The following is a 24,633-nucleotide window of genomic DNA, read 5'->3' on the forward strand; positions in this document are numbered from 1 at the left end:
TTGCGGGATTTGGTGGGCAAGGTCAATGGGGTTCACGCGCTGTCGGTCACTCGGAAGGCAAGCCGGGCCATGCCGTGGGCCGGAACGGTTACGCGCCAAAGCGGCTGGCCGTTCTTGCGGGTGAGCGGGCGCGATGGGCTGGTCAGGCGCTGGCCCTCGTCCAGCGGGATGGTCAGTTCCACGATGACCGGCTGATCGCGGCCGTTGGTGACGGTAGCGGTGTGATCGTGCCCACGCGCGTCATCGTCCTGGCGCCCATCGGCCTCGGCCAGGTGCACGGCGGTGGCCTCGCCCAGTTCGATGTCGATCTCTTCGCCCACGGCCTTGTCGTCGATACGGCCCTCGCCCACAGGCAGCGTCGTGGCGCCGTGCGGTTCGAGGACCACGACGTGGCCCGCCGGCAGGGCCAGGCCCAGCCCCGCCGCCTTGCGATTGTTCAGCCGTAGCGCCTGGCGCAGAGGCTGGTCTTCGTGTTCGTCCAGTTGCAGCGTGCCTTTGTAGAATGGCTGCACCTTGACGGCGCGGCGCTCGGCAAAGGCCATCTGCTTTTGCGCGCGCGGGGCGATCATGGTCGGCAATGGCAGGCGATAGAGCTTGAGATCGCCCAGCGCCTCTTGCTGCGCCATGACCGGGGCGCGGCGCTGGGCAGTGACGACGATATACTCCTTCGCTGCTACCGGGGCGGGGGCCATGAACTCCACCATCGGTGGAGGTGGCGGCGGAGGAGGTGGCGGCAGCGCCGTCTCGCATGTAAACGACAGCGATTGGTCATCGCCAAACCGATTTTCCCACCCGCGCGTCTGCTTTTCGGGCTTGCCAGCGGCCACCGCTGCGGCGGCCCCGGCAAACGCGGTATCGTCGCTGCTCGCCAGCGTGATCCAGGCGGCCAGATCAAGGTGGCGCCCGTCGCGCGCCATGGTCAGGACATAATCCGCCCGCCAATCGAATCCCCAGGCGAGATAGCTGAGCGTGACCCGGCCATGCATTGCGGCAGGCGCCCTGGTCTGCACCGACAGCGTGGGCTTGGCCACCAGCCCGGCGGGCAGATCGGCATAGCTGATATATTCATCGGGCCAGGCGCAGCGCGCGCTGCGGAAACCATCGCGCGTCTGGATCACGGCAGCGCCATCAGGCCCGGAGCGGATCACAGCCTGCTCTTCCACCACCGCGCCACTGCGGGGATCGGTATGGCGCACAATCACCGGGCGGCCAAAGCTGCGGGCATAGAGATTGCGGGCGCCGATCAGATCTGCATCAAGGTTCTGTTCGGCCACCCCCGCCGGCAAACCACGAACCAGCGCGGTTTCCGCCAGCATGCCTGCCGCCACCCCTTCAAACCGCACGGTGGCTGGCCCGGCGGGCAGGTCCACATCGCGGGTTTCGGTGACCAAGGCATAGCCGCGCAGCCAGCCGCGATCGAATGCCGCATCGGCGGCGCGCCCCGGTTCGCGGTAGATGGTGACGGCCACGCTGGCCGGCGCCGCGGACGTCACGGCCTGCTGCGCCAGGGCCAGGCCGGGCCACAGGGCCATGGCCGCGATCAGAGTGCGCATGATCGCGCCGCTCAATAGCGGGTGTCGATCGCGGCGGTCAGCGTTACCGCGCCGCGCGCCGGCACGGTGACATGCCAGACCCGGCTATCAAGCGAGAGCTGGCGGCCAGGCAGGCTCTCGGCCGAAACGCGGGTATCGTGCCAGCCCTCGTCCAGGCCGTCCTGGACCACGTCAACCTCCACCGGCACGGCGCGGGCGTTGGTCACTTTCCACGCCATCTGGGTGCGCCAAAAGGTCGGATGCTGTTCGATCGTGTAGGTGACCGGCGCCGCATCATTGCGGGTGATGCGCCATTGCGCGGTGCGTTCCCACTCGTCCGCCGTGATCCTTTCGCGCTTTTCGACGGTCGGCTGCACCTTCACGTCGAACGCCACGCCGGTTTTCAGCGCCAAATCCGATCCCATCGGCGTATGCGGCAGCGGGCTTTCACCCACGAACTGCGGATTGCCGCGCGCGTCGCGCATATAGACGCGCATCGTGCCAGCCGGCAGGGCATCCCCCAGGCCGCCATCCTTGGCCGACGTAAAGGCGAGCACGGTATCGACGCTTTCGCCCTCTTCCGCGCTGTGCTGCCAGCCGTTGCGATATTGATAGACCTTGCGCGCCGGCACCCCGGCCACATTGAGGAAACTCACCTGCTTGGTCTGGGCATTGGCGACGGTGGTGCGCCCGGCCAGCGGATAGACATGGAAATCGCCCAGCGTCTCGCGCCCGTCGGCCCCGCCGGTGCCCATGCGATTGCCGATGGGGCGGCGCGGTGGGCGGACATAGCGATTGCCATCGTCAGCCGCGTTGCCGCCCGGCTGCCCCGCCACCAGCATGACGCGGGCATTGGGAAAGCCCGTGCCGGTCGTGTTGTTGAGCGTGATCCAGCCCTGGACATCGAGCTTGCCCGCAGTTTCATCGAACAGCGCCACGTAGTCGGCCTTCCAGCCGAACCCGCCCGACAGATAGCGCAATCCCACTGCGCGCGGGCCGGCGCTGGCGGCATCGAGCGTGACCGACAGCGTCGGGCGGGCGCGCAGGCCGGCAGGCAGGCCAGGGTAGACCACGCGGCCGGGCATATTGCGCAGGATCTCGATCCGGTTGCCGACCTGGACGACGGCGCCATCGTTGTTGGCCAGCACGTGCGCGCGCGTGGCCACTTCCTGGCCATCGGGCGTGGTGCGCACCACGCTCACATCCTGGCCGACCGACTTGTCGAGCAGCTTTTCGGGCGTCAGCAGGTCGTAGTCGAAATTCTGTTCCACCACGGCAGCGCCGGGCGCGGAAAGGGTGACGGTTTCGGGCCGGATCTGGGCCGAGACATCGGGAAATTCCTGGCGGCTGATACCCTTGGGCAGATCGATGCGCCGCACGTCTTCGACCAGGGCCATGTCGGCATAGATCGTGAGCGCCACATCACCCTGCGCCCTTGCGGCCTCGACCCCATTGGCGTCAGCCATCGCTGGCGCGGCGCCAAGCGCTGACGCCAGAGCCACGCCCAGCGTCGAAACCGTCAACCGTGGCCGCATCGCATTCTCTCCCGCATGGTCCGTGATGGCACGATAACCGATTGTTTCGCTTATACCATCGCCGATCGCACCAGCGCGGCGCAAAACGACGGCCATGCCTCTGCCGCCGCGCTTGAGCCAAACGGCATGCGCGCCTAAAACCCCGGCATGGCCGATGCAGCGCATATCAAGATCAAGCTACAGCTCTATTGCGGCGAGGCGATCGCCATGGGGCCGGGCAAGGCCGACCTGCTCGATGCCATCGCGCGCGAAGGCTCGATCTCGGCCGCCGGGCGCGCCATGGGGATGAGCTATCGCCGCGCCTGGCAACTGGTGGATGTGATGAACCGCTGCTGGCACGGGCCGCTGGTGGAAACCTTTCCCGGCAGCGCCCATGGTGGCGGGGCCAAGGTAAGCGACCTGGGGCAGCGCGTGCTGGCGCATTATCGCGCGCTTCAGGCACGGCTGGCCGGCGATGCCACCTGCGCCGATGCGCAGGCGCTTGCCGGCCTACTGCGGGTCGAACCGCTGGAGCGGCAGGAATAGCAGTCCGGGGAGCAACTACGACAAAAATACTCGCGCTGTATTTGTCCGCGCCCAACTTGAACACTGCCTCCCGGGATTTTCTCGCCGACTTCTCACGCCTGCCAAATCTCGGCGGCAGAAAGCCAAGCATCCACGTCGCCGTAATGCGCCAGGTCTTCGGCCCGATGGGCGATGCACCACGCGATCAATGCTGCAATCGCTTCTTTCTGCTCGACATCAAAGGAATGCACCAAGCGGTTATCGGGGCCATCAAAGGTCAAGTGGGAAACCATCTGAACCGCATACCATTCTCGATCCGGCCAGAAATCGGGCGCCATCGTATATCGCGCCAGAGCCGGCATCAGATAAGCGACACCCTGCACACTGGTAAAACAAACGGGATCCCAGCCCGCATGCCCCAGGTCCGCACGGCGCAAAGCCATGCGCGGACGAGCCTTTAGCTCTTTATCGTGCTCAAGACATTCACAGCAGTGACCAACATCGGTGAAATGAACAGGTCGCTCGATAGGAGCAAAGGCGCCGTCCACCAGTTGCAGAACCTTTTCCGCTTCACCATCCCATGCGAAGCCTGGGGGCAAATCATCAATCTGCCATGTCAGTGTCTCGGCCATGGGAAAGACACATGAATGCCTTCATGCCCAAATACAACGAAGTCATTTCGTGTGAGGCAGGCTCAGCCCCATGCCCCTTGTAGCTGACCTGCGGTCGCCACCTCCCCCACGGTGTGGGGGAGGATCTTTTGGGTTCAGCCTTCGCGGCGGCGCGGCGGGCCCTTGCGGTGCGTGCGGGGGCCATCGTTGCGCGGGCCATCACCGCGCGGCGGGAAGCCTTCGCGCGGGCGGTTGGGGCCATTGCCCTGGCGGCGATTGGTGCGGGCCATTTCGCGCGGCGGTTCGCTCGGTTCGATGCGAATGCCGGTTTCATCCTCGGCGCCTTCGCGCGCGGTGCGCTGCAACGCGGCGCGGAAACGGTCTTCCATCGCCTTGGGCACCTGGAAATAGGTTTCGCTCGGCCCGATGCGGATCGCGCCGATCTCGTTGCGGGTGATGTGGCCACGGCGGCACAGCAACGGCAGCAGCCAGCGCGGATCGGCGTTCTGGCGGCGGCCGATATCCATGCGGAACCACGACACATCGTCAAAACCGGTGCGGTGCGTGGCCTTGCGGCCTTCCTCGGTCGACAGGTCGATGAGGTCTTCGGGCTGCGGCATGGCCGAGCGATAGCTGCGCACCAGCGCCAGCGCGATATCGCGCACTTCCATGCGTTCCATCAGCGTGTCGGCCAGGGCCACGTCATCTTCGAGCACGTCTTCGGCATCGACCGGGGCCAGCAGCTTTTCGAGCAGGCGCTCGCGGTCACGCTCGCGGATCTGCGCGGCGCCGGGGGCCGGCATCCATTCCGCCTCGATCCGCGCGCGGCGCAGCATTTCTTCCAGGCGGCGGCGGCGCGGATAGGGCACCACCAACACGGCCGTGCCCTTGCGACCGGCGCGGCCGGTGCGGCCCGAACGGTGCTGCAGGGTTTCCGCGTCACGCGGCACTTCCACGTGGACCACCAGGCTGAGCGAAGGAATGTCGATCCCGCGTGCGGCCACGTCGGTGGCCACGCAGATGCGTGCACGGCCATCGCGCAAGGCCTGGATCGCCTGGTTGCGCTCGTTCTGGCTGTGCTCGCCCGACAGCGCCACGGCGGCAAAGCCACGCTCGACCAGCGTGGCGTGGAGGCGGCGCACATTGTCGCGCGTCGCGCAGAACAGCATGGCCGTTTCCGCCTCGTGGAAGCGCAGCAGGTTGATTACCGCGTTCTCGATGTCGTTGGGCGAGACGGCGACAGCCTGGTAGCTGATGTCGCCATGCCCCTGGCGATCGTCGATCGTGGAGATGCGCAGCGCGTCGCGCTGATACTGCTTGGCCAGCACCGCGATCGGGCGCGGCATGGTGGCCGAGAACAGCAGCGTGCGGCGCTGAGCCGGGGTGGCGTCGAGCAGTTCTTCCAGGTCTTCGCGGAAGCCCATGTCGAGCATTTCGTCGGCTTCATCGAGGACGACGAAGCGCAGCGCGGAAAGATCGAGCGCGCCGCGTTCAAGATGGTCGCGCAGGCGGCCGGGCGTGCCGACCACGATGTGCGCACCATGGTGGAGCTGGCGGCGTTCCTTTGACGGGTCCATCCCGCCAACACAGGTCGCGATGCGCAGGCCGGCCTTTTCATAAAGCCAGGCGAGTTCGCGGCTGACCTGAAGGGCCAGTTCACGCGTGGGGGCAATGGCCAGGGCCAGCGGCGCGCCGGCCGGCGGTACGCCATCGCCAAGGAGATCGGAAGCCATGGCCACGCCAAAGGCAACGGTCTTGCCAGAGCCGGTCTGGGCAGAAACCAGAAGGTCGCGGCCGGCCGCTTCCGCTTCGAGCACGGCGGCCTGGACCGGAGTCGGCTCGGCATAGCCACGGGCGGCAAGGGATTCGGCAACGGCAGCAGGGAGAGATGAAAAGGGCATGAAACTCAACGGGTCTGGGCCGGGCCGCAACGTGGGCAGGGACCGGCTGGGGATATTACACGGGTGTTTATAAGGCCAGACGACAGTGCCACGGCCTCACCACGCGAAGCCCGATATACCATCTCTCGGCCCCCGCCCCCTAGCGGGTTGTTCCTTTCGCCGCCATGACCAAATGCGAAAAATCGCCCTGATCGCGGCAATTCTTCGAAAAACTGCCTATTTCGGCACAATGGTGAGCGGTGGCAGCGGGTGCCAACCCCAGGGATTGGGGGAAAACCCGGTCACGCGGCTGCGCACCAGCGACCAGCGCAACGGCCGCGCGATCGGGATAAAGCTGTTGGCCGCCGTGACGGCGGTTTCGGCCTGCGCCAGCAGGGCCATGCGCGCCTGCGGATCGCGCTCTGCCCGGGCCTGCGCGGCCAGGGCATCGCCTTGCGGGCTGCACCCTGCCGGACTGACCGGGCAGGCCACCTGGTTGAGGAACCAGGCAGCGCGGGTATAGCGCGCCACGCTGTCGACCAGGCGCAGATCGGCCGAGGCGCTGGCGTCAACCCGTTCCAGGGTCACGCCAATCGTGGCGAAATCGGCCGCCAGGTGCGCCAGGGCCAGCCGCGTGCCCGGGCCATCGGGCGCGGCCACGCGCAGGCGCGGCGCGCCCTGCCCGGTTGCCAACCAGGCCATGACCCGTTGGCGCGCCAGCGCGCGGCGCTGGTCGAGCGTGGTGCCGATCCAGCGCTCGCCCACGCTGCCATCGCTATCGGGCACTTCAGGAGAGACCAGCCGCGTCGTGCCGCTCCACCCGCCGATGGCAAAGGCGCCGACCAGGCCATCGCGGTCGATCGCCAGGGCGAGCGCCTCGCGCCGCAGCGGATCGGCCAGGAAACCCTGCGCGCGCACCACTTGGAGGCCAAACAGCCCCATGACCGGATCAAGCTGCACATTGCCGCGCGAGAGCATGGTGGTGCCGGCCAGTGGGAGCGAATCGATCGTGCCGCCCAGCGCCACGTCGACCAGCCCGTCGTTGAAGCGCTGGGCCGCCACGGCCATGCTTTCCACTTCCACGCGCAACGGCCGCACGCTGCGGGAAAAGCCGTCCTGCGCCGGCAGCCCGCGGCGCTCGGGCGGGATGGGAGACAGGCGCGCGACCAGGCCTTCGCGGCGCAGGCCGAGTGGGCCAGATCCGATCCGCGCCCGCGGCAGCCCCAGTTCGGGCTGGGCGAGCAGGGTCAGGAGATCAGGCAGCGGGGCGGAAAGATCCACTTCCACCACCCGATCGGTCATCACCCGGATTTCATCGATCGGGGCAAGATCGAGCCCCAGCGCGGTGCCGGCCAGCGCCTTTTGCGCGCGGCGCAGCGCGGCGGCAACGCTGGGCGCATCGATCGCGGTGCCATCGGGCCAGGTGCCATCGCGCAGGCGAAAGATATAGCTCAACCCGTCATCGGTCACGATCCAGCGTTCGGCAATGGCGGGCACCACGCGGCCTTGCGCGTCAAAGCCCACCAGCCCTTCGACCGTGGCGGCACGCAAGACCTGCGCGGCCGGCGTGGGACGCGGCGCGGCGGTTTGAAAGGCGCTGTCGTCACCCGCCAGGGCCACCGGCAGGGCGCCGCGCCGGTCGCCCCCGCAACTGGCCAGCATAAGGGCGACACCGGGCAAAAGCACCGCCGCAGCGCGGCGCAGATGGCAAGACGGGGGAGCCATGTCCCTTGCCTAGCAGATCAGCCGTGGCAGGCCAGCAAAGATGCCGGCGCCGGCGATTTCAGTATTTCAGCAGCAGCGCCAAGCCGAACGCGTCACAGCTTGCGCAGGCGCTTGCCCTCTGGCTGGGCGAGCGGCGGCCGGACATAACGCGGCGCGTAATCGTCAGACGGCTGTGTGGCCACTGGCTCGCGTGCCAGCTTGGGATCGATCTGTTCGACAAAGGCAATGCCAAAGCGGGTATCCTGGACCCAGGCCACCACACCTTCGACCCAGCCGATATGGCGCAGGTTGGCCTCAAGCCGCATGCCCCGCACCACCCGCAGCGCGCCTTCGGCCATCATCCCGCCGGCCGAAAGATTGCGCACGCGCACGCGATGCTCACCGTCCTGGCCGTCTAGGCGCAAGTCGGCCATCAGGAAAAGGCTGTCACGCCCCAATTGCCGATGGTCGATATCAGTCACCGTCAGGTTCCGTTTCCAACAAGGTGGGCCAAGCGGCATGGGCCCGGCGCTATGTGGCTGCCAGCGAGCAGCTTGCGCCGCACCTGCCACCTTTCGCACCGGTCCATGTGCAAAGGGATAAACGAAAACGGCAAAGAAATCTTTAAATTTCCCGCTCGCAGCGGCAAAAAGCCCCGTGCCATCGGGGGACAGCGGCCTTGGCGGTATTTACCGAAATGCCGATGGCGCGGCTGCGCGGCCATCATGGGCTGGGCAGGACCACCTTGGCCCTGCCGGCGCCATCACATATCGCGCGAGATCTTTTCGCGACGCTCGTGCGCCTGCTGCGCTTCCACCGTCATCGTCGCGATCGGGCGGGCGATCAGGCGGCCAAGGCCGATCGGCTCCCCGGTCACTTCGCAGAAGCCATATTCGCCTTCGTCGATGCGGCGCATGGCCGAATCGATCTTGGCAATCAGCTTGCGCTGGCGATCGCGGGTGCGCAGTTCGATGCCCCAGTCGGTTTCGCTTGATGCGCGATCGTTGAGATCGGGTTCACGCAGCGGACCATCCTGCAGGGCCGAAAGCGTGCCGGCCGAGGCCGACAGGATCGACTTCTTCCACTCGAGCAAAAGGCGCCTAAAATAGTCGAGCTGCTGCTCGCTCATATAGGGTTCGTCGTCATTCGGAACGTAATCACCCGGCATGGCCCGGCGGGCCTTTGCCAACACGTCAATTTCGTCACCCAGAACCCCAGCCATCCGGCCCTCCGTGTTGCGCCTTCCGACCACCAGGGCCAAAACGCGCCGCGATCGGCGCGACCAGCCCCCGGCTTGCCGCGCCTATAGGCAGGCAGGAAAGGGCGCACAAGCACTTCCTCAACGCTATGTCACATTGCAGCTGAACCTTTGTGAAACAGCGGCATCGTACATTTCGCGGATAAAGCGGCGCCCGCGCGGGCACGGCCGCAATCATGCTTAACGGTTTGTTGACCTTAATTGGCGAGCCTTGCCCTGCCACCCGATGGGGAAAGGCAGATTCGCACAGGGGGAACCAAGGACCATGCCGCACGCGCAACCACCGATCACGCTGGTGCCATCCGCACCGCTTCATGCCGGCCATGCCGCAGCCGACCGCGCCGACAGCCTGATCGCCGCCTGCCTCGCCGCTGCCGCGCAGGGTGACAGCCACGCGTTTTTCGATCTGGGCGTGGCCTTTTCCACCGGCAGCTATGGTGCCGATTGCGATCTGGTCGAAGCGCACAAGTGGTTCAACCTCGCGGCCGTGGCCGGCCATGACGATGCTGCCCGCGCCCGCGCCGATGTGGCCGAGGAAATGAGCGCGCGCGATATCGCCGAAGCCCAGCGCCGCGCCCGCGAATGGATGCGCGCCGCAACCCGCCACGCCGCCTAAATTTCAGGCTGCCTGATCGCGGCGCCTAGCCCTTGCGATAGGGCGTGTGCCCTGCCAGTTCGAACTGGCCCTGCTCTATCCCGGCGCGCTCGCGCACCAGGAATTCGGCCACCGCGGCGCGAAATCCGCGATCGGCGATATAGTGCGCCGACCATGTCTGCACCGGTTCATAGCCGCGTGCCAGCTTGTGCTGCCCCTGCGCCCCGGCTTCCACCCGGCGCAGCCCCATGGCGATGGCGGCATCGATCGCCTGGTAATAGCACAGCTCGAAATGCAGGAACGGCTTTTCCACCACGGCGCCCCAATAGCGGCCGTAGAGCGTATCGCGCCCAATGAAATTGAGCGCGCCAGCCACTGGCTCGCCATCCTCCAGCGCCAGCACCAGCAAGACCTTGTCGGCCATGGTCTGCCCGATCAGGTCGAACGCGGCGCGGGTCAGGTACGGCCGCCCCCATTTGCGGGCGCCGGTATCCTGGTAGAACACCCAGAACGCGTCCCAGTGGTCGGCCGTGATGGCAGCGCCGGTCAGCGTCACGATCTCCACACCGGCCTGGGCAGCGGCGCGCTCCTTGCGCAGGTTCTTGCGCTTGGCCGAAGACAGCGCGCCAAGAAAATCGTCGAACGTGGCATAGCCGCGATTTTCCCAGTGGAATTGCAGGTCTGAGCGCAAGAGCCAGCCGGCTTCCTCGAACAGCGGCACCTGTTCGGGTGCAAGGAACGTGGCATGGGCCGACGACAAGCCGTTCTGGTCCACCAGTGCCTCGGCCGCGCGCAACAGGGGGAGCGCCAGATCGAGGCGCCCGGCACACAACAGGCGCGGGCCGGTGGCCGGCGTGAACGGCGCGGCGATCTGCAGCTTGGGATAATAATCCCCGCCCGCGCGCTGCCAGGCATCGGCCCAGGCATGGTCAAAGACATATTCGCCTTGGCTGTGCTGCTTGAGATAGGCCGGCAGCGCCGCCGCCGGACGGCCATCGGCGTCGTCGATCAGCAGCGGCAGCGGCGTCCACCCGCTGCGCCCGCCGACCGAGCCGGATTCCTCGAGCAGTGAGAGGAACGCGTGGGACATGAAGGGATTGCCATCCCCGATCAGGCGATCCCAATCCGCCGCCGGGATATTGCCCACCGCGCCTTCCACGCGTGCGGTCAGCGTCATGGCGCCGCCCGCCTCACGCCGCTGGCGCCGCCAGCAGGACCGGGCCTTCCGCAATCGGCGCATCGGCATAGGTTGCCGCCCGGCTGGCATCATCGGGGGTGCGCACGGTCCAGGTCAGCACCGGAACACCCCGGCGCCGGGCGAGGCGCACCACAGGATTGGCAATATCGGCAATGTCATAGGCCAGAAATTGGGGACGCGCGCGCCACAGCGCAAGGTGCCTCTTAAGGCGGGCCAGCAGGGTGCGCCGCCCTGCCTCGGTCACCACCAGGCCATGCACCACGTGGGGGGAATAGCGGCGAAACCAGGCGGCAACGCGCGGATCGAAGCTCATTACCGCCACGGGCCCGCGATAGCCTTCGAGCAGGCGGCGCACCGCGAGGCACAGCGGCGCGATGCGCTGCGTGGGCGCGGATTTCACTTCGATCAGGAGGGGCACGCGGCCATCGATGCGGTCGAGCAACTGGCGCAGGCCAGGGATCGTTTCACCCGACACCGCCGTGCCGGTTTCATCCAGCAGGGTCATGCCCGCAAGGTCTGCGGCGGTGTGGTCGGCCAGGTTGCCGCCCTGCTCGGTCAGGCGATCGAGCGTGCGGTCGTGGAACACCACGACCTGCCCATCGCGGCTGCGCTGCACGTCGCATTCGATGCCAAAGCCGCGCGCAATGGCAGCGTCGGCTGCGGCCAGCGAGTTTTCCGGCACACCCGGGCCATGCAGCCCGCGATGCGCATAGATGGCCTCGCGCAGCCAGCCCGCGCGGGCCGCTGCCCGCGCCGGCAGGAGGAAGCGATCAATGAGCGCGAACAGCAAAGATAGCATCGATTTCCACCGCAGCGCCCAACGGCAGCACCGGCACGCCCACGGCGCTGCGGGCATGGCGGCCAGCATCGCCGAACACCGCCTGCATCAGTTCCGAAGCGCCGTTGGCCACCTTGGGCTGATCGGTGAAATCGCCGGTCGAATTTATGAACGCGCCGAGCTTGACCACCTGCTCGATGCGGTCGAGCGAGCCAAGGGCAGCCTTGGCCTGGGCCAGCAACATAAGGGCGCAGGCCTTGGCAGCAGCGGCGCCCTGCTCCAGGCTGACGTCTTCACCCAGGCGGCCGGTCACCAGCGCGCCATCGATGAACGGCAGCTGCCCCGAAACGTGCAGCAGCCCGCCCGCCAGCACGGTGGGCACATAGGCCGCCACCGGCGCTGCGGCCTGCGGCAGTTCCAGGCCCAGTTCGGCCAGGCGGGCATCGATCGAAACGGTCATTCTCACACACTCCAGCAAACACGAAAAAGGTCAGGCGGCCTCGTCCAGCCGGGCCATCAGCCAGGGCAGCGCATGGTCCCAGGTATCGATCCGGGCATGGGCATGCCCGGCCTTGTGCGCGCAATCGATATGCGGCGCGAGCAAGGGCTCTCCGCACAAGTGCAGGCGGATCACCTCGGGCGTCAATTGCGCGGCGGAATGGTGATGCTGGGGCAGATCGTCGATGAACACCGCGCGGGTGGGGTTGTATTCATCGAGAATGGCCTTGAGCGCCGGCCCTTTCGGCCCCTGGTTGGTAAAGACGCGGGCGTTGATGCCCACGCCTTCGAGTTGCGCGGTGCGGGCGTCGCGATAGCTGTGGCCCAGATTGGTCAGGATCACGAAGTCGGCGCGGTCGGCCAGCGCGCCCACAGCCTCCACCGCGCCGGCGATGGCCGGCTGCGTATGCATCTGCGTGTTGAAGAACAGGTCGAGCAGGCGCCAGATCTCGCGCGATTCCACCCCGCGCCCGTCATGGACATAGCGCATGGCCTTGCCGAAATCATTGCTTTCCATCACGAAATCGATGTCGTGGTTGGCTTTGAGCCAAGCCTGGAACGGCGCCACCATGTGCAGCAGCACTTCATCGCAATCGCTGATCACCAGCGGGCGGCTCATACCAGTTTCTCCCGTGCGGCGGCCAAGGCCTGAGGGCTTATATCGAGCGCGTCGGCCGCGGCAACAAGGTCAGGCTCGTAAGACAGCAGGAAATCGAGCACCCCGCCCAGCACCGCGTTCTGCCCGGCCGGATCGGCAAGCCCCGCGCGCAAGGTTTCGGGCGTCATCCCGCTCAAGGCCAGGAAGCGTTCGGCGCGCTGCCCGTCGGCCAGCACCCAGCCGAGCGCGGCCAGCGCCAGATCCTGCGGATCGGGGACGGGGGACGAGGGTTCGCGGATGATTGTCAGAGCCTTTCGAGGTCAATAGAGCAAGGCGTGCGGCCGCGCCGGCACGCGTGATAGGGGTGTTCCGTGGCAAAAAGAATTCTGGTTGTCGAGGACAACGACCTCAACCGCAAGCTGTTCTGCGACCTCTTGGTGGCCAATGGCTTTACCGTGGAGCCGGTGGCCGACGGGCGCGAGGCATTGGACCGCGCGCGCCAGTTCGTGCCAGGGCTGGTGATCATGGATATCCAGCTGCCCAACGTTTCGGGGCTGGAACTGATCGAGGCGCTCAAGGCCGATCCGGTGCTGCGCCAGATCCCGATCCTGGCCGTCACCGCCTATGCCGGCAAGGGCGACGAGGAACGCATTCGCGAGGCCGGCGCCGAGGGCTATCTGGCCAAGCCGGTGTCCATCAGCCCGTTCATGCAGGCGGTGATGAAACTGATTTAGATCGCGGCCTGTGTATCATCGTCACCCCGCTTTCCCACGGCCACCGCGCAGGAAATCGGCCTCATCGCCCGTTCAGGCTTGACAGGGCAGGCCACAGGCCGCTTTTCCGCCGCAATGTTCTGGCAGGGGCACCGCCCTGCCCCACGGAGTTAGAGAGACGATGGACCGCCCCGCCACTGCCGCTAAGATTGCCGAGCTGATCGAGCCCTTCAACAAGAAGGGCGTGGCCATCACCGATGCCACCACCTTTGCCGGCGACCTGGAGTGGGACAGCCTGACGGTGATGGATTTCGTCGCCGCGATCGAGGACGAGTTTGACATCATCATCAGCATGAACCAGCAGGCCGAGATCGAAACCTATGGCCAGCTGATCGACGCCGTGACCAAGCTGCAAGGGTAAGCGCCCCCATGACCGACCTGTTTTCCAAGTTCGACGGCCTGATCGAACAGCGCCGCGCGCTGCTGTCCACCGGCGTCACCGATCCGTTCAACCTGGTGATGGAAAAGGTGATCTCGCCCACCGTTGCGGTGTGCAACGGGCGCGAGACGATCCTGCTGGGCACCTACAACTACATGGGCATGACGTTCGACCCGGACGTGATCGCCGCTGGCAAGCAGGCGCTCGATGAGTTCGGTTCGGGCACCACCGGCAGCCGCGTGCTCAACGGCACCTATGCCGGGCACCGCGCCGTGGAAGACGCGCTCAAGGACTTCTATGGCATGGACCATGCCATGGTGTTCTCCACCGGCTATCAGGCCAACCTGGGCATCATCAGCACGATGGCCGGCAAGGGCGATTACATCGTGCTCGACATCGACAGCCACGCCTCGATCTGGGACGGCTGCAAGATGGGCGACGCCGAAGTCGTGCCGTTCAAGCACAACGATATCGAAGCGATGGAAAAGCGCCTCAAGCGCATTCCCGAAGGCGCGGGCAAGCTTGTCGTGCTCGAAGGCGTCTATTCGATGCTGGGCGACATCGCCCCGCTCAAGGAAATGATCGCCGTTGCCAAGGCCCACGGCGCCATGGTGCTGGTGGACGAAGCCCACTCGATGGGCTTCATCGGCCCCAACGGGCGCGGCGTCGCCGAAGACCAGGGCGTGCTTGACCAGGTCGATTTCGTGATCGGCACGTTCTCCAAGTCGGTCGGCACGGTGGGCGGCTTCTGCGTGTCGAACCACCCCAAGTTCGAAATCCTGCGCCTGGTGTGCCGTCCTTATGTGTTCACCGCTTCGCTGCCGCCCAGCGTAGTGCACACCGCCAGCACCTCGATCCGCAAGCTGATGCATGCCGCCGACAAGCGCGCGCACCTGTGGGAAAATTCCAAGACCCTGCACGCTGGCCTGACCCAGCGCGGCTTCAAGCTGGGCACGGCCACGCCGCAAAGCGCGATCATCTCGGTGATCATGCCCGATCTGGAGCGGGGCGCGATGATGTGGGAAGCGCTGCTGCACGAAGGGCTCTATGTGAATCTGGCGCGCCCGCCGGCAACGCCAGCGGGGATGACCTTGCTGCGCTGCTCGCTCTGCGCCGCGCACAGCGCCGAGCAGGTGCAGACGATCATCGGCATGTTCGAACGCGCCGGCAAGGCGGTGGGCATCATCTGATGCGCCGGGCAATTGCCAATCTGGCCGGGGCGGGCGCTGGCGCGCTGGCCCTGGCACTGATGCTGGCCGCTTCGCCGGCGCTGGCAGCGCAGGCCGGGCAGCCGGCCGTGCCCGCGCCAGTCCCCAGCGTGACCGTGGCCGTGGCGCCGATCGGGCCGACCGCGATGGTGGCCGAGCCGTGCACGCCCAGCCGTGTCGGCGGCTATGACTGGGGCAACCTGTGCCGCTATCAGAAGGCCGATCGCCAGGTGCCGCAACCGCTGCGCGCGGTGTTCATCGGCGATTCGATCACCGAATGGTGGCTGACCACCGCCCCGGCGATGTTTGCCGGCGGCATCGTCGATCGGGGCATTGCCGGGCAGACCAGCCCGCAGATCCTGCTGCGGTTCTATCAGGACGTCGTGCGCCTGCGCCCACGCGTGGTGCACATTATGTGCGGCACCAACGACGTGGCCGGCAACACCGGGCCGACCAGCCCGGATGAATATGCTGCCAACGTGCTGGCGATGGTCGATCTGGCCAAGGCCAATGGCATTGCCGTGGTGCTGGGCAGCGTGCTGCCCGCCGGCGGTTTCAACTGGCGTAGCGAGATGAAGCCAGCCGCACAGATTGCCGCGCTCAATGCCTGGCTCAAAGACCTCGCCCGTGCCCGCGGCCTGGCCTATGCCGACTACTACAGCGCGATGGCCACGCCCGAAGGGGCGATGAAGCCCGGCTTGTCGAGCGATGGCGTCCATCCCAATGCCGCCGGCTATGCCGTGATGGAGCCGATCGCCCGCGCCGCCTTGGCCGAGGCAGAAAAGCCGCGCTGACACACCTGCCGTTCCGGCAGACCTGCCTGGACGAAAATTGGACACTTGTCCTACCCCCGCCCTATCTGCTTAGATCACAGATAGGGCGGCACAGGGGGTGCCGCGCGATGTGCGAGGTGCCCGCATGCATTCCCTTCGCCTGATTTCGCTATTGGCCGGTTCGGCCTTGGCGGCCAGCGCCGCCCAAGCCGCGCCCGCGCCGGTGGCCGATACCGTTCTGCTGCACGGCCAGATCCACACCATCGATGCCCAGGGCAGTGTTGCCCAGGCGATCGCGATCAAGGATGGGCGGATCGTCTATCTGGGCAGCGATGCCGGGGCCAGGGCGATGGCCGGCCCGGCGACGCAGACCATCGACCTCAAGGGCGGCGTGGTCATGCCCGGCCTGATCGATGCGCACATGCACCCGCTGGAGGGCGGCGCCGGCCTGCTTGCCTGCGACCTGCAATACAAGCGGTTGACCGTGCCCGAATTCCAGGCGGCCCTTGCTGCCTGCGCGGCCAAGGATGGTGATGCCGCCAACGAGGGCAAGTGGCTGATCGCGGTGCACTGGTTTCAGCAGGAAATGCAGCCGCTGGGCGTGGACATGACCAAGGCGATGCTCGACGCGCTGCCGACGCGGCGGCCAGTGGCAGTGTTCTCCTCGTTCGGGCATTCCGCCCTGGTCAACAGCAAGGCGCTGGCCCTGGCCGGCATCGATGCCAGGACGCCCGATCCGGTTGGTGGCGCGATCCATCACGATGACACGGGCGCGCCTACCGGCCTTTTGGAAGACGCCGCGCAAGACCTGGTGCGCAAGCTGGTGCCCACGCCAACGCCGGCGGACGATATCGTTGCCGCGCGCGCTGCCCTCAGCGCGATGGCAGCGCAGGGCGTGACCACGTTCCTCGATGCCGATGCGCCGCGCGAATCAATCCATGCCTTTTCCGTACTGTCCAAGGCCGGGGAATTGACCGCGCGCGGCCATTTCGCGCCGCACATCGCGCCCGAGGAAGGCCCCTCTCCCGAGCCGGCGCTGGCCCGCATCGTCGAATGGCGGCGCGCCTATGACCAGGGCGCGGCGCAAGTGCAACCCACGATCATGGTGCGCACGATCAAGCTCTATATGGATGGCGTGATCACCGCCCCGGCCTTTACCGGGGTGATGCTGCAACCCTATCTGGAAAACCACGGCACGCCGGAAAAGCCCGATTGGCAGCCCGGCACCAACAAGGGGCCGGCGCCCTATTTCCCGCCCGCCGTGCTGGCGCCGCTGCTGGAGCGCATCACCGCACTGGGCTTTGACCCGCACATGCATGCCGATGGCGATGGCGCGGTACGCATCGCGCTCGATGCCGTGGCCGCCCTGCTCAAGAGCCAGCCGACGCGCGACGTGCGCCCGGCGATCGCCCATGACGAGATCGTCGATCCCACTGATTTCCCGCGCTACAAGGCACTGGGCGTCACCCCGGTGCTATCGCTGCAATGGGGCAAGCAGGCCGCCGATACCGTGGCCGGCGCCAAGGATTACCTCGGCCCCAAGCGCTATGCCTTCATGGAGCCTTCGGGCCTTCTGGCCAAGGCCGGCGCGCGCATCACCTTTGGCAGCGACTGGCCGGTCGATCCGCTGAACGAATGGTTTGCCCTGAAAGTGGGGGTAACCCGGCGCAACGATCCCTCGGCCGGGCCGGAATACAGCCAGCCGCTGTCGGGCGGGCCGCCGCTGTCGGTGATGCAGGCGGTGCGCGCGGCCACGATCAACGCGGCCTGGTCGCTGCGCGCCGAGCATCAGGTGGGCAGCCTGGAACGCGGCAAGTTTGCCGATCTGATCTGGATTGATCGCGATATCTTTGCCGGCAACCCCGATGCGATTGCGCAGACTCGGGTGCTGCTGACCATGGTGGGCGGCAAAGTGGTCTATCGCGCCCCCTGACAACCACGAACCGGCGGCGCGGGGGCGTGAAGGCCCCCCGCGCCGCAAACCCGCTTAATCCGCCGCGCGGTAGATCACCGGGGCGATGTCGGTGAAATTGGCCACATCGGCCAGCACTTGCGGCGTATCCGGGCTGGCCAGCGCGGCATCGATCGCCGCCTGGCTGGAAAAGCGCAGCAGGACCGACGCTTTCCACGGCTGGTCGCCCGCCGGAAACAGCACTTCGGCCCCGGTAAAGCCGTGCGGGGTCCACAGCCGCTCTACCAGCGGGATATGCGTGGCGGTATAGTAGGCGGCATCGAACCGCGCGCCTTCGTGCGCGGGATAGCTGACGATCAACGTGGCCATGGCATTTCTCCTGTCGGTGGTTCTGATTGTGGTTCTGGTTTCAACGCATCACTTGTCGGGCACCGGCACGGGGGTTGCCGGCACCAGGTTGCCGCCGGCATCGTGCCATCCCTCAATCCCTTCGGCCAGCCAGCGTACGCCCGCAACGCCGCCCAGCGCCAGGCGCCGGGCGGCGTTCCAGCTCATCCAGCAATCGGCGCGGCAGAACAGCACGATCGGCGCAGCCGGATGCTGGCGGCGGAAGGCTGCAACCTGTGTGGTCAGCGCCTGCCACAGCAGCGGATCGGGCGGGGCGCGGCCGGTTTCCGGGTACCACAGGGCGCCGGGGATCGTCTCGTGCGGGGTGGCCAGCGTCCAGGCACCGCTGGCACCATCACGATGCGCGCCTTCGGCCGGCAAGACATCGATGAACAGCGCTGCGCCGGGCGCCAGCTGCCGCGCCTGCGCCAACGGGATTGCGCTGGCTGGCGCCGGATCGCGGTCCACTGGCGCGCGGAACGCCGCGTTGCGATAGCCCTGAGCATCGAACGGCGCGGCCTGTTGCGCCCAGGCTGGCGAGAGGACCGGCGCGGCCGTCATGGCCAGCACCATCCCTGCCCACGGGATGCGACGCAGTGCTGCGATCATTCTCTCCCATCCCTTGCCCAAGCTGGCCCTCGATCTTGGCCTATGGTGCAATTGTAGAATGCTGCCCGATCAAGGCAAATGGTGCCTTGGTATGAAGCGCCCTGCCCTCCTCGTGCCGATCATGGCTTTGCTGGCAAGCACCACGCCGGTTGCCGCCGCCCCTACGCCGGGCTTGGTGGCCGATCCGCTGGCCTCGCCGATGTGGGACAATCACGCCGCGTGGCTGCTGGGCAAGGCGCCGGTGCGGTTTGACCCGGCGGTGATCGTGACCATGCCCGATGTGACGGAAAACCAGCATGTTTTCCCCGTTACCGTCGATGCCCGCGCGCTGGGCAAGGTGCAGCGGATCGTCGTGCTGATGGATCTGAACCCCTTGCCCGTGGCGATCGATTACCAGCCCCAGGGCGCGCTTCCCTATGTCAGCCTGCGCATCAAGCTGGACCAGCGCACGCCGGTGCGAGCGCTGGTGCTGACCGCCGATGGCGTGTGGCACGTGGGCGGGCGCTGGATCGATGCGGCGGGCGGTGGTTGCTCGGCCCCGCCGGTCAGCCGGGTCAAGGGCGATTGGGCGCAGCATCTGGGCGAAATGCGCGGGAAGCTGTGGCACGAGGCCGCCGATACCCGCCTGCGCGTAAGCGTGCGCCATCCGATGGACACCGGCTATGTCGACAATATCGCCGCCTACAACATCGAGACGATGCAGGTGCGTGGCGCAGATGGCGCGGCGCTGGGCACGATGACGATCAACGGCTCAGTATCCGAAGACCCGGCATTCACCCTGCTGTTGCCGCCCACGCAGGCCGGCCCGGTCAGCATCCATATGGCCGACAGCAACGGTCGCACGTTTGACGGCAGGCTGGCACCATGACGCTATCGCGCCGCGCGGCCCTGGGCCTGCTTGCCGCCGCGCCAGTGGCATTGCCAGCGCGCATGGCCCGGGCGGAAACCTTTGCCGGTCGCTATGCCTATGATCCCCAGCCGATCGGGCCGGGCATCTGGCTGGTGCGCGGGGCGGACGAGGCCATCGTGTTCGGCAATGGCGGGGCCATCGCCAATGCAGTGGTCATGGCCTGCCCGCAAGGCGGGGCCGTGCTGTTCGACTGCGGTCCATCGCTGCGCTATGCTCAAGGGTTGGCGGCGGTGGCGGAAAAGCTGTGCCACGGCCCGGTGCGGCGTGTGTTCCTCAGCCATCTGCACCCCGATCATGCCCTGGGCACGGCGGCGTTCGATCCGGCGATCGTGGCCGCGCTGCCCGCCACCCGCACCGAATTGGAGCGGGACGGCAATGGCTTTGCCGATGCGATGTACCGCATCCTGGCCGACTGGATGCGCGGCACTGCCGTGGCCCTGCCCGGCGCGACGGTCGTTCCTGGGCCAATCGAGATTGCGGGCCGGCGGCTTCAGGCCATGGCGCTCAAGGGGCATTCCGATGGCGACTTGGTGCTGGTGGACGAGGCGAGCGGCACGATCCTGGCCGGTGACCTGGTGTTTTACGATCGCGCCCCGGCCACGCCCGATGCCAACCTCGCGGCCTGGCGCGAGAGCCTGGCGACGCTGGCCGCCCTGCCCCATCACCAACTCGTGCCTGGCCATGGCCCGCTCGATCCCAGCGGGACGGCGGCCATCGCCCAGACCCGCGACTGGCTCGATTGGCTGGAGCAGGCGCTGAACCAGGCGGTCGCGCAAGGCCTCGACATGACCGAGGCGGGATCGCTGCCAATTCCCGACCGCTTCGCCACGGTGAAGCTGGCACGCTATGAACTGCAGCGATCGGTGGCGCACTTCTATGCCGGCATCGAGGCGCAGCGCTTGCCGCGCATCGACGCCGGCAGTGGCAACGGAAACGGCTGACAAGCGACGTTTTTGCAGGAATAGTGCGGCCCTGACCAAATTCGGTGGGGGCACCATCATGAAACGTATCGCACGTCATCGTCTTCTGGCGCAGGCACTGGGGCTGAGCTTGGGCATCGGGCTTGGCCTCGCCAGCGTGCCGGCCCAGGCCGAGGATTTCCGCGTCACGCTGCCGGCAACGGCCAAGAATGCGCCGGTCGATGGGCGGGTGCTGGTGATCCTGGCGGCCAAGCCCGATCCGCAGCCGCGCGAACAGGTCAAGGCCGACTATGATTCCGCGCAGGTCTTCGGTGTGACGGTCGATGGCCTCAAGCCCGGTAACAGCATCACGGTGGGCAGTGGGGTGCTGGGTTTTCCCACGCTCGATCTCAAAAGCGTGCCAGCCGGGCGCTATACCGTGCAGGCCGTGCTGCACCGCTATGACACCTATCACCTGAGCAATGGCAAGACGGTGAAGCTGCCCGCGCCGCGCGGCGCCGGGCAGAATTGGCGGGCAGAGCCGGGCAACCTGTTCAGCACGCCGCAGACGGTCGATTTCGACCCGGCCAGGCCGGGCACGATCGCCCTCACGCTCGACAACGTGAACCCGCCGATCACCCCACCGGCTGACACGCCCTTCGTGCACCATTTCAAGATGCGCAGTGCGCTGCTGTCAAAGTTCTGGGGGCGCGACATCTATCTGACCGCGCACGTCCTGGTGCCGCGCGATTTCGACAAGCATCCCGAGGCGCGCTTTCCGCTGATGATTTTCCATGGCCACTTCCCGGCCGATTTCGGTGGCTTTCGCACCACCCCGCCCGATCCCGACCTGAAATGCGAACGCAGCGAACGCTTCAACCTGCCCTGCTACAACCGCACCGAGCAGGAAGAGGCCTATGCGTTCTACCAGCAGTGGATCGGCGATGCCTTCCCCCGCTTCCTGGCGGTGGAGATCGACCATTCCAACCCGTATTACGATGATTCCTATGCGGTCAATTCGGCCAACCTCGGGCCCTATGGCGATGCCATCACCCACGAACTGGTGCCGGCGATCGAGAAGAAGTTCCGCGGCCTTGGCCAGGGCTGGGCGCGGTTCCTCTATGGCGGATCGACCGGCGGGTGGGAATCGCTGGGCGTGCAGATCAAGTACCCGGATGACTATAACGGCGCCTTTGCCGCCTGCCCCGATCCAATCGATTTCCGCCAGTTCATGCTGACCGATATCTATGCCGACAAGAACGCCTATGCCTATGAAGGACCGTTCGGGCGGGTGGAGCACCCCGGCAAGCGCGATTGGCTCGACCATGTGCCTTACACCATGGAGATGGAAAACCGCCTGGAACTGGTGCTGGGCGACAAGAACCGCTCGGGCGGGCAGTGGGATATCTGGGAAGCGGTGTTCTCGCCCATGGCCGCCGACGGCTATCCGCAGCGCTTGTGGGACAAGCGCACCGGCGTGATCGATCCCAAGGTGGCCGCCTATTGGCGCGACAACTATGACCTGCGCCATATCCTGGAGCGCGACTGGCCAACCCTGGCGCCCAAGCTGCAGGGGAAGCTGCATATCTATGTCGGCACGATGGATAATTACTTCCTCAACAACGCCGTCTATCTGATGGACGATTTCCTCAAGAAGAGCGATCCGCCCTATCGCGGCGTGGTCGATTATGGCGATCGGGCCGAGCATTGCTGGAGCGGTGACCATACCCAGCCCAACGCGATTTCGCGGCTGCGCTATCACACGTTCTACCTGCCCCAGATCCTCAAGCGGATCGCGGAGACCGCCCCCGCCGGGGCCGACCTCAAGAGCTGGCGCTATTGAACCAAACCGGACGGGCGCGATGCAAAAGCGCGCGCCCGTCCAGCTCGATCAGCTCGGCTCGATCAGTTGATCGTGATCACGCCGTTGACCGCGCGGTATTCCTGCGGGCCGATCAGGTGCCGATGGGCAATGCGGATGGAATGCAGCGCGGCATCGATTTCGCGCCGCCAATGATCGAGAAAGCCGCCCAGGCGCGGGAAGCGCGGGGCAAGATCATATTGCTGAAACGCAAACATCTGGAGCAGCGCCGGGTGATCGGGCATGTAATAATGCACCTCGATCGTGGTCAGGCCATAGCCGGCAAGTTGCTCCAAGAAACCACTGTCAATCTGCTGAGTATTCGCTCCACCACGCGCCATGCCTTCCCTCCGCCAAAGCAAGGGGCCTGGCCCACCGCGACGCGGTCAGGCCCCGTGACAGCCTGAAGATCCAACACGGTGAACTTGGCACGTCGTGCGCCGCAGTCAAGACGGGGGCTTAACCGCTGCGGCGTTTACGGCTGGGTGAGAATGGCCTTTTCGCAGCGCTCCATCGCCGCATTCTTGGCGCCGCCGCCGCCCAGCAAGGTTGCAGCTGCGAAGCCGGCCACGACCAGCACGACAAAGCCCGCCGTGACCAGGCCGAGGTACTTGTCGATGAAGCGCTTGATCGGCGCCCCGAACAGGCGGAACAGCACGCCCACGATCATGAAGCTGATCGAGCGCGACACCACGCTGGCCAGGAAGAAGGGCAGCAGCGGCATGCCAATGAACCCGGCGGTGATCGTCAGGAGCTTGAACGGGATCGGCGTCGCGCCCTTGAGCACGATGATCTCCACGCCATACTCGCGCAGATAGCAGGCCGCCTTGGGGAAGCTTTGCGTCAGATGAAGCAGCGCAAGCAGTTGTGTGCCCACGCTATCGTAGAGGAAATGCCCGATGGCATAGCCAAGCAACCCGCCAATGACAGAGCCTGCCGTGGCAAACGCGGCATAGCGCACGGCCTTGCGCGGCTGCGCCAGGCACATCAGGCCCAGCAGCGGATGCGGCGGGATCGGGAAGAAGCTCGCTTCCATGAACGCGAACAGGAACAGCCACCATGCCGCATGGCGATGGGCGGCCTTGGCCATGGTCCATTCGTAAAGGCGGCGCAGCATGGTCTTGTCGATTCCCCGGTCCACGGCGCCACCGCGCCCTATGAGCCACACCTCCCTAGTGCAGTGCACAAGATTGCGCCAGCCATGTCAGCGGGCCGCTGAAAGGCCGGCTACAAGCCTGGGCAAGCCAGATTGGCACCCGGTTCACTGGCTTGGGTGCATCGATTTCCACCGGTCATCGCAATGAAAATTCGCCTCATCTTAAATTTTTTTGATGTTCAATCGGGAACCTGCTTCCGCCTTCCGCATTGGAGGGGGCACATGAGGGTGGTTTCAACCGGGAAATTGCTGCGAGGGCAACTGTTACAGTGGCTTTTAGGCAACAGTTCACGCGTGTGTCCGCTTGCATGAACATAACAGAACCGGTAGACAACCGCCACGACGTGGCATGATCTCGCAAAAAAGGGGAAACGTAATGCGGAAACTGATCCTGGGCCTGGCCTTGGCATCAAGCGCAATGGCGACGCCCGCGCTTGCCAAGAGCAAGAGCTGGTATGTGGAAGGTGATGGCGGCGCGATGCTGCTCGAAGACGCCGACCACAATGTGAACGGTACGGCCAATGCCGCCACCGTGAGCTCCAAGACCGGCTACGACTTTGGCGCCGTGGTGGGTTACGATTTCGGTGGCTTCCGCCTCGAAACCGAAGCCAGCTACCGTCGTGCTCGTAACAGCAACGTGCGTAACAACGTAACCGGCGCTGAATACTCGCGTGACAATGGCCAGATCGGCGGCAGCACCAGCGCGCTGAGCTTCATGGTCAACGGCCTGCTCGACTTCGGTCCCGACGATGGCCTGCAGGGCTTCATCGGCGGTGGTGCCGGCGTCGCCAAGGCGAAGTACTATGTCGCCACGCCCGAAGGTCTGCTCGACGACTCGAAGACCAAGTTCGCTTGGCAGGTTCTGGCCGGTGTTCGCGCGCCGCTCAGCAAGCACGTCGACGTGGGTCTGAAGTACCGCTTCTTCAACGTTCAGGACGTGAACCTGGTTGGCACCTCGGGTGCTTATGCCGGCGCCAACTTCTCGACGCGTCTGCGCTCGCACTCGATCCTGGGCACGCTGACCTACAACTTCGGTGGCGAAGAGCAGGCTCCCCCGCCGCCCCCGCCGCCCCCG

The 24,633-nt window shown here is 66.2% G+C and carries 27 protein-coding genes; 11 read left to right on the forward strand and 16 right to left on the reverse strand.

Going from position 1 to position 24,633, the window contains the following annotated elements:
* Positions 1–32: 32 nt before the first annotated feature.
* Complete coding sequence (locus tag SCA01S_RS18550) at positions 33–1,553, reverse strand: DUF4139 domain-containing protein (protein WP_062788111.1); 1,521 nt, start codon at positions 1,551–1,553, stop codon at positions 33–35.
* An 11-nt stretch (positions 1,554–1,564) separates the two neighbouring features.
* Positions 1,565–3,067: a DUF4139 domain-containing protein gene (locus SCA01S_RS18555; RefSeq protein WP_062788112.1), complete on the reverse strand. Its 1,503-nt coding sequence runs from the start codon at positions 3,065–3,067 to the stop codon at positions 1,565–1,567.
* 147 nt (positions 3,068–3,214) lie between these two features.
* Between SCA01S_RS18555 and SCA01S_RS18560 the strand changes: the two genes are divergently transcribed.
* Entirely contained in the window at positions 3,215–3,592 is a 378-nt protein-coding gene (locus SCA01S_RS18560) for a winged helix-turn-helix domain-containing protein (RefSeq protein WP_062788114.1), read from the forward strand.
* 92 nt (positions 3,593–3,684) lie between these two features.
* Here SCA01S_RS18560 and SCA01S_RS22370 read toward each other — a convergent pair whose 3' ends face one another.
* The 5 genes from SCA01S_RS22370 to dksA all read right to left on the reverse strand — a co-directional run bounded on the left by SCA01S_RS22370 (position 3,685) and on the right by dksA (position 8,988).
* Positions 3,685–4,203 carry a hypothetical protein gene (locus tag SCA01S_RS22370; RefSeq protein ID WP_133726841.1) on the reverse strand — a complete coding sequence of 173 codons (519 nt, stop codon included), beginning with the start codon at positions 4,201–4,203 and terminating at the stop codon, positions 3,685–3,687.
* Positions 4,204–4,337: 134 nt separating this feature from the next.
* Positions 4,338–6,083, reverse strand: a complete 1,746-nt coding sequence (locus SCA01S_RS18570) for a DEAD/DEAH box helicase (RefSeq protein ID WP_062788118.1) — start codon at positions 6,081–6,083, stop codon at positions 4,338–4,340.
* Positions 6,084–6,299: 216 nt separating this feature from the next.
* The gene (locus tag SCA01S_RS18575; RefSeq protein WP_062788120.1) at positions 6,300–7,787 is read right to left on the reverse strand and encodes an ABC transporter substrate-binding protein; all 1,488 of its coding nucleotides are present in this window, start codon (positions 7,785–7,787) and stop codon (positions 6,300–6,302) included.
* Between the two features lie 92 nt (positions 7,788–7,879).
* On the reverse strand, positions 7,880–8,248 hold the full coding sequence (locus SCA01S_RS18580) for a PilZ domain-containing protein (protein WP_022674814.1): 369 nt from the start codon (positions 8,246–8,248) through the stop codon (positions 7,880–7,882).
* Between the two features lie 281 nt (positions 8,249–8,529).
* Positions 8,530–8,988 (reverse strand): RNA polymerase-binding protein DksA, encoded by a 459-nt coding sequence (gene dksA, locus SCA01S_RS18585; RefSeq protein ID WP_022674815.1) that lies wholly within the window; start codon positions 8,986–8,988, stop codon positions 8,530–8,532.
* A 301-nt stretch (positions 8,989–9,289) separates the two neighbouring features.
* On the opposite strand from dksA, the gene SCA01S_RS18590 reads away from it, so the two are divergent.
* A complete protein-coding gene (locus SCA01S_RS18590) occupies positions 9,290–9,640 on the forward strand; it encodes a hypothetical protein (protein ID WP_107717452.1) in 351 nt (116 codons plus the stop codon).
* Between the two features lie 25 nt (positions 9,641–9,665).
* Here SCA01S_RS18590 and SCA01S_RS18595 read toward each other — a convergent pair whose 3' ends face one another.
* Genes SCA01S_RS18595 through SCA01S_RS18615 form a run of 5 tightly spaced genes read right to left on the reverse strand, consistent with a single transcriptional unit; the run spans position 9,666 to position 12,999 of the window.
* Positions 9,666–10,796 (reverse strand): GNAT family N-acetyltransferase, encoded by a 1,131-nt coding sequence (locus SCA01S_RS18595; protein WP_062788122.1) that lies wholly within the window; start codon positions 10,794–10,796, stop codon positions 9,666–9,668.
* A 13-nt stretch (positions 10,797–10,809) separates the two neighbouring features.
* On the reverse strand, positions 10,810–11,616 hold the full coding sequence (locus SCA01S_RS18600; RefSeq protein ID WP_062788123.1) for a glycerophosphodiester phosphodiesterase family protein: 807 nt from the start codon (positions 11,614–11,616) through the stop codon (positions 10,810–10,812).
* Positions 11,588–12,055, reverse strand: a complete 468-nt coding sequence (locus SCA01S_RS18605) for a RidA family protein (protein ID WP_022674819.1) — start codon at positions 12,053–12,055, stop codon at positions 11,588–11,590. Before SCA01S_RS18605 ends, SCA01S_RS18600 begins: the two co-directional genes overlap by 29 nt.
* A gap of 30 nt (positions 12,056–12,085) precedes the next feature.
* Positions 12,086–12,712, reverse strand: coding sequence for an HAD family hydrolase (locus SCA01S_RS18610; protein ID WP_022674820.1), 627 nt, complete (start codon positions 12,710–12,712; stop codon positions 12,086–12,088).
* On the reverse strand, positions 12,709–12,999 hold the full coding sequence (locus tag SCA01S_RS18615; RefSeq protein WP_062788125.1) for a DUF3572 domain-containing protein: 291 nt from the start codon (positions 12,997–12,999) through the stop codon (positions 12,709–12,711). The genes SCA01S_RS18610 and SCA01S_RS18615 overlap by 4 nt, the downstream gene beginning before the upstream one ends.
* Positions 13,000–13,062: 63 nt before the next feature.
* Here SCA01S_RS18615 and SCA01S_RS18620 point away from each other — a divergent pair, with 63 nt between their 5' ends.
* The 5 genes from SCA01S_RS18620 to SCA01S_RS18640 all read left to right on the forward strand — a co-directional run bounded on the left by SCA01S_RS18620 (position 13,063) and on the right by SCA01S_RS18640 (position 17,757).
* Entirely contained in the window at positions 13,063–13,425 is a 363-nt protein-coding gene (locus SCA01S_RS18620; protein ID WP_022674822.1) for a response regulator, read from the forward strand.
* A gap of 160 nt (positions 13,426–13,585) precedes the next feature.
* Positions 13,586–13,825, forward strand: coding sequence for an acyl carrier protein (locus tag SCA01S_RS18625; protein ID WP_022674823.1), 240 nt, complete (start codon positions 13,586–13,588; stop codon positions 13,823–13,825).
* A gap of 8 nt (positions 13,826–13,833) precedes the next feature.
* On the forward strand, positions 13,834–15,033 hold the full coding sequence (gene spt, locus SCA01S_RS18630) for a serine palmitoyltransferase (protein ID WP_062788127.1): 1,200 nt from the start codon (positions 13,834–13,836) through the stop codon (positions 15,031–15,033).
* Positions 15,033–15,845, forward strand: coding sequence for an SGNH/GDSL hydrolase family protein (locus SCA01S_RS18635; protein ID WP_062788129.1), 813 nt, complete (start codon positions 15,033–15,035; stop codon positions 15,843–15,845). The genes spt and SCA01S_RS18635 overlap by 1 nt, the downstream gene beginning before the upstream one ends.
* Before the next feature lie 124 nt (positions 15,846–15,969).
* Positions 15,970–17,757, forward strand: a complete 1,788-nt coding sequence (locus tag SCA01S_RS18640; RefSeq protein WP_062788131.1) for an amidohydrolase — start codon at positions 15,970–15,972, stop codon at positions 17,755–17,757.
* Between the two features lie 54 nt (positions 17,758–17,811).
* Here SCA01S_RS18640 and SCA01S_RS18645 read toward each other — a convergent pair whose 3' ends face one another.
* Entirely contained in the window at positions 17,812–18,105 is a 294-nt protein-coding gene (locus SCA01S_RS18645) for an EthD family reductase (RefSeq protein WP_062788133.1), read from the reverse strand.
* Between the two features lie 48 nt (positions 18,106–18,153).
* On the reverse strand, positions 18,154–18,732 hold the full coding sequence (locus tag SCA01S_RS18650) for a rhodanese-like domain-containing protein (protein WP_245652774.1): 579 nt from the start codon (positions 18,730–18,732) through the stop codon (positions 18,154–18,156).
* A gap of 91 nt (positions 18,733–18,823) precedes the next feature.
* Here SCA01S_RS18650 and SCA01S_RS18655 point away from each other — a divergent pair, with 91 nt between their 5' ends.
* From SCA01S_RS18655 to SCA01S_RS18665, 3 genes are read left to right on the forward strand one after another with little or no spacing between them, the layout of a single operon-like run.
* Positions 18,824–19,600 carry a quinoprotein dehydrogenase-associated SoxYZ-like carrier gene (locus SCA01S_RS18655; protein WP_062788136.1) on the forward strand — a complete coding sequence of 259 codons (777 nt, stop codon included), beginning with the start codon at positions 18,824–18,826 and terminating at the stop codon, positions 19,598–19,600.
* On the forward strand, positions 19,597–20,583 hold the full coding sequence (locus SCA01S_RS18660) for a quinoprotein relay system zinc metallohydrolase 1 (protein WP_062788138.1): 987 nt from the start codon (positions 19,597–19,599) through the stop codon (positions 20,581–20,583). Before SCA01S_RS18655 ends, SCA01S_RS18660 begins: the two co-directional genes overlap by 4 nt.
* A 58-nt stretch (positions 20,584–20,641) precedes the next feature.
* Entirely contained in the window at positions 20,642–22,384 is a 1,743-nt protein-coding gene (locus SCA01S_RS18665; protein ID WP_062788140.1) for an alpha/beta hydrolase-fold protein, read from the forward strand.
* A gap of 62 nt (positions 22,385–22,446) precedes the next feature.
* Here the strand turns inward: SCA01S_RS18665 and SCA01S_RS18670 are convergent, their stop codons facing one another.
* Positions 22,447–22,743 (reverse strand): usg protein, encoded by a 297-nt coding sequence (locus tag SCA01S_RS18670; RefSeq protein WP_062788142.1) that lies wholly within the window; start codon positions 22,741–22,743, stop codon positions 22,447–22,449.
* A gap of 134 nt (positions 22,744–22,877) precedes the next feature.
* Positions 22,878–23,519 (reverse strand): YqaA family protein, encoded by a 642-nt coding sequence (locus SCA01S_RS18675; protein ID WP_062788158.1) that lies wholly within the window; start codon positions 23,517–23,519, stop codon positions 22,878–22,880.
* Positions 23,520–23,934: 415 nt separating this feature from the next.
* Between SCA01S_RS18675 and SCA01S_RS18680 the strand changes: the two genes are divergently transcribed.
* A partial coding sequence (locus SCA01S_RS18680; protein ID WP_157089038.1) for an outer membrane protein occupies positions 23,935–24,633 on the forward strand: 699 nt, incomplete at its 3' end.

Source organism: Novosphingobium capsulatum NBRC 12533 (assembly GCF_001598375.1).
Taxonomy (GTDB): domain Bacteria; phylum Pseudomonadota; class Alphaproteobacteria; order Sphingomonadales; family Sphingomonadaceae; genus Novosphingobium; species Novosphingobium capsulatum.

Coding starts and splice junctions, on each gene's coding strand:
- SCA01S_RS18550 (WP_062788111.1), bottom strand. CDS start 1,553: ATGCGCACTCTGATCGCGGCCATGGCCCTGTGGCCCGGCCTGGCCCTG.
- SCA01S_RS18555 (WP_062788112.1), bottom strand. CDS start 3,067: ATGCGGCCACGGTTGACGGTTTCGACGCTGGGCGTGGCTCTGGCGTCA.
- SCA01S_RS18560 (WP_062788114.1), top strand. CDS start 3,215: ATGGCCGATGCAGCGCATATCAAGATCAAGCTACAGCTCTATTGCGGC.
- SCA01S_RS22370 (WP_133726841.1), bottom strand. CDS start 4,203: ATGGCCGAGACACTGACATGGCAGATTGATGATTTGCCCCCAGGCTTC.
- SCA01S_RS18570 (WP_062788118.1), bottom strand. CDS start 6,083: ATGCCCTTTTCATCTCTCCCTGCTGCCGTTGCCGAATCCCTTGCCGCC.
- SCA01S_RS18575 (WP_062788120.1), bottom strand. CDS start 7,787: ATGGCTCCCCCGTCTTGCCATCTGCGCCGCGCTGCGGCGGTGCTTTTG.
- dksA (WP_022674815.1), bottom strand. CDS start 8,988: ATGGCTGGGGTTCTGGGTGACGAAATTGACGTGTTGGCAAAGGCCCGC.
- SCA01S_RS18590 (WP_107717452.1), top strand. CDS start 9,290: ATGCCGCACGCGCAACCACCGATCACGCTGGTGCCATCCGCACCGCTT.
- SCA01S_RS18595 (WP_062788122.1), bottom strand. CDS start 10,796: ATGACGCTGACCGCACGCGTGGAAGGCGCGGTGGGCAATATCCCGGCG.
- SCA01S_RS18600 (WP_062788123.1), bottom strand. CDS start 11,616: ATGCTATCTTTGCTGTTCGCGCTCATTGATCGCTTCCTCCTGCCGGCG.
- SCA01S_RS18605 (WP_022674819.1), bottom strand. CDS start 12,055: ATGACCGTTTCGATCGATGCCCGCCTGGCCGAACTGGGCCTGGAACTG.
- SCA01S_RS18610 (WP_022674820.1), bottom strand. CDS start 12,712: ATGAGCCGCCCGCTGGTGATCAGCGATTGCGATGAAGTGCTGCTGCAC.
- SCA01S_RS18625 (WP_022674823.1), top strand. CDS start 13,586: ATGGACCGCCCCGCCACTGCCGCTAAGATTGCCGAGCTGATCGAGCCC.
- spt (WP_062788127.1), top strand. CDS start 13,834: ATGACCGACCTGTTTTCCAAGTTCGACGGCCTGATCGAACAGCGCCGC.
- SCA01S_RS18635 (WP_062788129.1), top strand. CDS start 15,033: ATGCGCCGGGCAATTGCCAATCTGGCCGGGGCGGGCGCTGGCGCGCTG.
- SCA01S_RS18640 (WP_062788131.1), top strand. CDS start 15,970: ATGCATTCCCTTCGCCTGATTTCGCTATTGGCCGGTTCGGCCTTGGCG.
- SCA01S_RS18645 (WP_062788133.1), bottom strand. CDS start 18,105: ATGGCCACGTTGATCGTCAGCTATCCCGCGCACGAAGGCGCGCGGTTC.
- SCA01S_RS18650 (WP_245652774.1), bottom strand. CDS start 18,732: ATGATCGCAGCACTGCGTCGCATCCCGTGGGCAGGGATGGTGCTGGCC.
- SCA01S_RS18655 (WP_062788136.1), top strand. CDS start 18,824: ATGAAGCGCCCTGCCCTCCTCGTGCCGATCATGGCTTTGCTGGCAAGC.
- SCA01S_RS18660 (WP_062788138.1), top strand. CDS start 19,597: ATGACGCTATCGCGCCGCGCGGCCCTGGGCCTGCTTGCCGCCGCGCCA.
- SCA01S_RS18665 (WP_062788140.1), top strand. CDS start 20,642: ATGAAACGTATCGCACGTCATCGTCTTCTGGCGCAGGCACTGGGGCTG.
- SCA01S_RS18670 (WP_062788142.1), bottom strand. CDS start 22,743: ATGGCGCGTGGTGGAGCGAATACTCAGCAGATTGACAGTGGTTTCTTG.
- SCA01S_RS18675 (WP_062788158.1), bottom strand. CDS start 23,519: ATGCTGCGCCGCCTTTACGAATGGACCATGGCCAAGGCCGCCCATCGC.